The sequence below is a fragment of the Microbacterium sp. zg.Y909 genome (assembly GCF_024626565.1).
Genome location: NZ_JANJFJ010000229.1, coordinates 1 through 7,029, shown reverse-complemented (window position 1 = coordinate 7,029; position 7,029 = coordinate 1). Strand labels below are relative to the sequence as shown.

Below are 7,029 nucleotides of genomic sequence, written 5' to 3'. Positions count from 1 at the left end.
CCGACCCGGCCACGGTCTCGGCATCCCGGGGGACGAAGACGGCCGTGTACGAGTGGCTGCCGCGGGTGAGCGTGCCCAGCCGCAGCGACGCCAGTCCGCCGCGCACGGGAGCTGTGCCGATGACGGCGCCATCGGGTCCACCCTCGCGGAACTCGACTGTGCCGTCGGCCCGTGCCCCGCTCTGCTGCACGTACGCGACGAGCGTCGTGGGCAGGAAACGGTTGATGTGCACCGGCAGCAGCGCCACGAGGCGGGTGCTGGTCTGCGCCTTCTCGACGGTGCTCGCCGCCACCTCGATCGGCACCGTGACGACGGTGCCCGAGGGCTGGGCCGTCAACGTGAGCGCCGCAGCGCCCGCAGCGACCCCGGCCGGCAGCGTGACAGAGACCGTCGCGGCGCCGGCGGTGACGGGCACCTCACCCAGCACCGTGTCGCCGAGAGCGACCGACAGCGTGGTGTTCTCGGGGGCGCCGCGACTGGTGAGGTTCAGCCCCGCCAGCGAGAACTGCACCTGCGCGCCGGCCTCGACCGTCTCGGGCACCCCGCTGACCTGCACGGCCTGCTTGGCGTACGAGGGGGCAAGAGGGGAGTTGTCGGCGATGTAGTCGACCCACGCCTCGTAGTCGAGCAGACCGGTGTCGACGTACCCGGTGCCCTCGGTGAAGACGCGGAAGTTGTCACCGCCGCTGGCCAGGAACGAGAACGTGCCGATGCGGTACTCCGCCGCCGGATCGATGGGCTGGCCGTCGACCGTCACCGACGTGATCCGCTCACCCTCGGGGAGGGCGGGGTCGAACGTGTAGGACACGTTGTCCGACAGGCCGAGCTGCAGGTACGGACGCTGCGGGACGTTGCCGTCGGCGTCGCGCTGCCACTGCTGCTCGAGCAACGTGGTGAACTGCTCACCCGTCAGCGTCACGAGGCCGAGCGTGTTGTTGAACGGCAGCACCGCGTTGGCCTGCGAGAACGACACCGTGCCGTCGGGCAGCCCCTGAACCGCGGTCGCTCCGAACTCCGCCTGCGTGTCCCACAGGTCCGCACGAAGCCCACCCGGGTTGGTGACGCCGATGACGGCGCCGTTCGGCAGGTCGGCGAGCGAGTCGCGCAGCATGTTCGCGACGGTGTTGCCGAGCGTCGATTCCGACGCCCGGTCATCGCGGGTGCCGCCGGTCCACACGCCGTCGACGAACGAGCCGCCGGAGTACGCGGTGGTGATGTCGGCCGCGACCTCTCCGACGGCCGTGTTGCCGACCTCGGCGGCGGCCGCCAGTGCCGCCTGAACGATCGCGGACACCTCGGCCACGCGGGGGTACTGCGCGACGAGGGTGGCGTCGTCGACCGTGGTGCGCTCGACGTTGCGCTCGGTGTGCGCGATGACCTCCCCGTTGTCGGCGTCGAGGGTGAGGGTGATCTCACCGACGCGGGCGCCGTACGAACCGGTCTGCACGATCGGACGGGTGCGGTCGGTGCCGGGGATGGCGGCCGACCACGCGTACTCCTTGTGCGTGTGCCCGGTGAAGATCGCGTCGACCTCGGCGGCGGTGTCGTTCACCAGTGCGGCGAAGGGGCCGCCCGCGGCGAGCTCCTCTTCGAGGGTCGCGCCGTCGGGAGTGCCGGCGCCGGCACCCTCGTGGTAGAGCGCCACGAGCACGTCGGCCTCGCCGTTGGCTGCGTCGCCGTCGCTCAGCTCGGCGGCGACGCGGTTGACGGCCTCGACGGGGTCACCGAACTCGAGCGCGGTGATCCCAGCGGGGGAGACGAGCGTCGCGGTCTCCTCGGTCACGGCGCCGATGACGCCGACGGTGAGTCCGTCCACCTCGTGCAGCGAGTACTCGGGTAGGGCCGGGGTCTCGGTGCCGGCCAGGTAGACGTTCGCACCCAGCTGCGGCGCGTCGAACGCGTCGGTCACGCGGCCCGCCAGGTCGTCCCAGCCGCGATCGAACTCGTGGTTGCCGACCGCACTGGATGCCAGATCGAGCGCGTTCAGCATGTCGATGGTCGGCTGGTCCTGCGCGACAGAGGATGCGAACAGCGAGGCGCCGATGTTGTCGCCCGCCGAGAGGAACAGCACATCGCCGGCGGCGCTCTCGCGCAGCTGCTCGATCGTGCCGGCGAACTTCACCGCGTTGGCGTCGATGCGCCCGTGGAAGTCATTGATGCCGAGCAGGGTCAGCTCGACGGGAGCGGCGGCCGCGCTCATCCCCACCTTGATGGGGTCGTGGTCGCTGGAGCGGTAGACGTCGGGGGCGTAGAACTCGGTGCCGTGCGAGCGGAACCGGCTGTACTCCAGGGCGAGGGCCTCGCCGGAGTTGATGTTCCAGATGTCCGCTCCGGTCGCGCGGCCCAGAGCCGCCTCGTTGAGCAGCACGTGGTCGAGCGAGCCCGACAGACCCGAGAAGCTGTAGGACTGCGTGGTCACGCCGAACGCCGACTCCGCGCCGGCGAACCCGGCCTCGTACAGCACCTGCAGCGGGTCCTCCTGGCCGTAGGAGTTGAAGTCGCCCACGAGCGCGACGGCATCCACATCGCCCTGCACGTCGGCCACCCAGTCGCGCAGCGCCGTGGCCTGGCGCACGCGCGACTCGTTCGACGAGCCCTGACCGTCGCCGGTGTCGGCGTCGCCCGGCCAGGGACCGGGGGAGCCCTTCGACTTGAAGTGGTTCACGACGAACAGGAAGGGCGCGCCGCCGTCGGCGGGCTCGAACACCTGCGCGATGGGCTCGCGGGCGTTGCCGAAGGCCTGGTCGGAACCGCTCTGGTCGCCGAGCGCCATCGCCGCACCGACGGGCGAGACCGCGGCCGGCTGGTAGATGATCGCATTGGTGATGACGTCCTGCTGCGACAGATCGGGCAGATCCTCGGACGAGGCGACGTACGCCCACTTCTCCTGCTCAGACGCGGCGTTGAGAGCACCGACGAGCGTCGCGGTGGCCTCGTCGGCCTCTTCGCCGAGGACGGCGGAGTTCTCGATCTCCATGAGCCCCACAACGTCGGCATCCAGCTGCTCGATGGCCGCGACGATCTTGTCCTGCTGACGCTGCAGGTCCTCGGCGTCCCACGCCCCACGCTGGTCGCAGCCCTGGCGCACCGTCACGCCGTCGCCGAAGCGGTCGGTGTAGGCGACGCACGAGGCGCTGTCGGTGCCGACGGTGGTGAAGTAGTTCAGCACGTTGAACGAGGCGATCGACAGGTCGCCACCCACCTCCTCGGGCGCGGCGGTGCGGGGGCTTGTGAAGGACACTCCGTCAGCGCCGGAGCCGTCTCCGGTCAGCGGTGCGGTCGGGTTGAGCTTCCAGGAACCGTTGCGGTAGTCGACGATGACCGGCTCGGCGAACTCCACCGCGCCGCCGACGACGATGGGCTCGGCGAGCGAAACGTACCCGGGGGTGAGCGCGCTGTTGGCGGCACTGAGGAAGTTGATGCTCGCGCCGTCATCGAGCGTCACGGCCCGCGCGGCGTTGTCCGCGGTGACGGCGTCGGCCGCGGGGCTGCCGGGGCGTGCCACGTCGGTCGGCTGACGCAGCGGAGTCTCGCCCGCGGCGAGCCCCACCTCGCCGTACTGGTTGGTCGAGTAGGTGTTGGTCACCGTGAACGACCCCTGCGGGGCGACGAGCATCGACTCGAGCGCCTCGCGCTGCGCGTCGTCAGCGGGCCAGCCCACGGTGGCCGGGACCGGCGCTGCCGCCGGCTCGACCACGGCGGCGGCACCCGGGGAGACGGTCAGCTGGGTGAGGCCTTGATACTCGCCGACGAGGCCGGTGACCTGCACGGTGTCGCCCAGGGCGACCTCCGACACGGCCTCCGGCGCGCGGACGAACACGGCGTCGGATGCCACGTGGGTGGCGGGGTCCAGCGCCCCTCCGGTGCCGGGGGTCTGGATGACGTAGCCGCCGAAACCGCCGGTGGGGTAGTGCGCGGTCACCACGCCGGTGGTCGTGACCGTGCGGCCGACGAGGGGCGACTCCGCCTGCGCGCCCTGGATGTCGGCGATCGCGACGACGGTGGGCTCGGGTTCCGGTTCGGGCTCGGGATCCGGATCGGTGCCTCCCGCGCCGAGACCCTGGGGCGTGGGCGCGGCGGCGGTGAAGTCCGCGGCGTTGTCGGCCGTGTTGGCAGCCGCCTCGTCGCGGCTCACACTCTGCGCGTTGGTGGTGCCGGGCGCGGCGGCGCTTCCGGCGAAGTGGGTCGCGCCGCCCCAGCCGACGAAGTCGACGACCTGGGGAAGGTCCACCAGGGCGCTCGCGCCCGACAGCGGGGTGAGCGAGGAGACCAGGGCGACCTTGCCCTGACCGCCGCTGAGGGCGATGGTCCCGTCGACGTCGGCCTCGAACACCGGCTGGGTCGTGTCGGTGCCGGTGGCCTGCCCGATCAGCAGGCGTTCGCCGGCGGGAAGCACCTGGCCGGTGAGCGCGGTGACCTGCCAGTTGCCACCGGTGGCGGAGGCGTACTGCACGCTGTACGCGGAGAGGTCCACTTCGGAGTCGGAGACGTTGGCGAGTTCGATGAAGTCACGCTGATAGGCGCCACCGGAGTTGCCGCCGCCGCCGTACACCTCCGCGATCACGACCGGCGCCCCGATGCTCACTGCGGCGTGTGCGGCCGGCGCGAGCGAGACACCGGCCGCGACCGTCGCCGCAACCGTGAGCAGCGCCCAGGGCCGCCGAAGCGCGGGCCGTGCGGACAGAGGAAGGGGGCGTTGCGTCACGATCGTCTCCTGTGATGGTCGGGCGCTGGGGGAATCGCGCAGACATCGGACACGCTACTGAGCAGACGGCTCAATTCAGGGGTCAGATCGATGACACGTCGGTTAACTTGTTCTCACCGAACCAGGGCTGGCGTGTCGCACCCCGCATCCCTTAAGGTCCCGCGCGCAGCCCGGCGCGCGACCGAGCCCGCGACCGCGGCGCAGCCCCGGTAGACTCGACGCGACATGTCACCCCGTGCCCTCACGCCGCTCGCGCCCGCAGCCACGCCGCCCGCGCAGATCCGCAACTTCTGCATCATCGCCCACATCGACCACGGCAAGTCCACGCTGGCCGACCGCATGCTGCAGATCACCGGCGTCGTGTCCGATCGCGACATGCGCGCCCAGTACCTCGACCGCATGGACATCGAGCGTGAGCGCGGCATCACGATCAAGTCGCAGGCGGTGCGCATGCCGTGGGCCGCAGGCGGCGAGACCTTTGCACTGAACATGATCGACACTCCCGGGCACGTCGACTTCACCTACGAGGTCAGTCGGTCCCTCGCCGCCTGTGAGGGGGCAGTCCTTCTCGTGGATGCCGCCCAGGGCATCGAGGCGCAGACGCTCGCCAACCTGTACCTCGCGCTCGAGAACGATCTGCAGATCATCCCGGTGCTGAACAAGATCGACCTTCCGGCGGCCGACCCGGACAAGTTCGCCGCCGAGCTTGCCGGCCTCATCGGCGGACGGCCCGAGGACGTGCTGCGCGTCAGCGGTAAGACCGGCGTGGGCGTCGAAGAGCTGCTCGACCGCATCGTCCGCGATGTGCCGGCGCCGCGCGGCGACGCCGACGCACCCGCCCGTGCCATGATCTTCGACTCGGTCTACGACTCCTATCGCGGCGTGGTGACCTATGTACGCATGATCGACGGCAAGCTGGAGCCGCGCGAGCGCATCCAGATGATGTCGACGCGGGCCACGCACGAGCTGCTGGAGATCGGGGTGTCCAACCCCGAGCCGGTCCCCACGAAAGGGCTCGGCGTCGGCGAGGTGGGCTACCTCATCACCGGCGTGAAGGACGTGCGCCAGTCCAAGGTCGGCGACACGATCACCACCCACCGCAAGCCCGCCACCGAGGCGCTTCCCGGCTACACCGACCCGAAGCCGATGGTCTTCTCCGGCATCTACCCGATCGACGGCAGCGACTACGCGGAGCTGCGCGAGGCCCTCGACAAGCTCAAGCTCTCCGACGCCTCGCTGCAGTACGAGCCCGAGACCTCGGTGGCGCTGGGCTTCGGCTTCCGCTGTGGATTCCTGGGCCTGCTGCACCTGGAGATCATCACCGAGCGGCTTTCGCGCGAGTTCGGCCTGGACCTCATCACCACGGCGCCGTCGGTGCCGTACGAGGTGCACACCGACACCGGCGAGACGATCACGGTCACCAACCCCAGCGAGTACCCCGATGGGCGCGTCGCCGAGGTGTCGGAGCCCGTCGTCAAGGTCGGCATCCTGCTCCCCAAGGAATACGTCGGCACCGTGATGGAGCTCTGCCAGGGCCGCCGCGGCACCCTGCTCGGCATGGACTACCTGAGCGAGGACCGCGTCGAGCTGCGCTACAACATGCCGCTCGGTGAGATCGTGTTCGACTTCTTCGACCACCTCAAGAGCCGCACGCAGGGCTACGCGAGCCTGGACTACGAGCCCGCCGGCTCGCAGACGGCCGATCTCGTCAAGGTCGACATCCTGCTGCAGGGCGAGAAGGTGGATGCCTTCAGCTCGATCGTCCACCGCGACAAGGCCTACGCGTACGGAACGCTGATGACCGAGCGCCTGCGCAAACTCATCCCGCGCCAGCAGTTCGAGGTGCCCATCCAGGCGGCCATCGGCGCACGCATCATCGCCCGCGAGAACATCCGCGCCATTCGCAAGGACGTGCTGGCCAAGTGCTACGGCGGTGACATCACGCGCAAGCGCAAGCTGCTGGAGAAGCAGAAGGAAGGCAAGAAGCGCATGAAGATGGTCGGCCGCGTCGAGGTGCCCCAGGAGGCGTTCATCGCCGCCCTGTCGGGCGACGTCGACGGCAAGAAGTAGTCGACCACCGTTCACGCACCCTCACGAAGTAGGCTGGATTCCATGCGCCGCGGGACCTTCAGGGACGAGACGGTCGACTACGCCGCCGTCGGGGCGACGCAGGCGTCCGACCTTCTGCAGTACCCGCCCGAGCGCAGCATCCCCGCCGCAGAGGCGTGGCGCCTCGGCAGTGGCGAGGACCGCTTCCGCACGGCCGGCGAAGCGCTGCTGTCGTGGGGCGCGCAGCGCGGGGCGGGCCTGGAGCTCGAGGACGT

3 protein-coding genes are annotated in these 7,029 nt (G+C 70.3%); 2 read left to right on the top strand and 1 reads right to left on the bottom strand.

All coding sequences use genetic code 11. From position 1 onward, the window contains the following. The coding region (locus tag NQ160_RS15420) for an ExeM/NucH family extracellular endonuclease (RefSeq protein ID WP_257516066.1) at positions 1-4,705 on the bottom strand (4,705 nt) is incomplete at its 3' end. A gap of 225 nt (positions 4,706-4,930) precedes the next feature. Between NQ160_RS15420 and lepA the strand changes: the two genes are divergently transcribed. After that, on the top strand, positions 4,931-6,775 hold the full coding sequence (gene lepA, locus NQ160_RS15415; RefSeq protein WP_257516065.1) for a translation elongation factor 4: 1,845 nt from the start codon (positions 4,931-4,933) through the stop codon (positions 6,773-6,775). Positions 6,776-6,817: 42 nt separating this feature from the next. Further along, positions 6,818-7,029 (top strand): DUF1990 domain-containing protein (locus NQ160_RS15410; protein ID WP_257516064.1); only part of this gene is annotated, 212 nt, incomplete at its 3' end.

Bases quoted from the DNA above. Each gene is read 5' to 3' on its own strand.
- lepA (WP_257516065.1), top strand. From the start codon at position 4,931: ATGTCACCCCGTGCCCTCACGCCGCTCGCGCCCGCAGCCACGCCGCCC.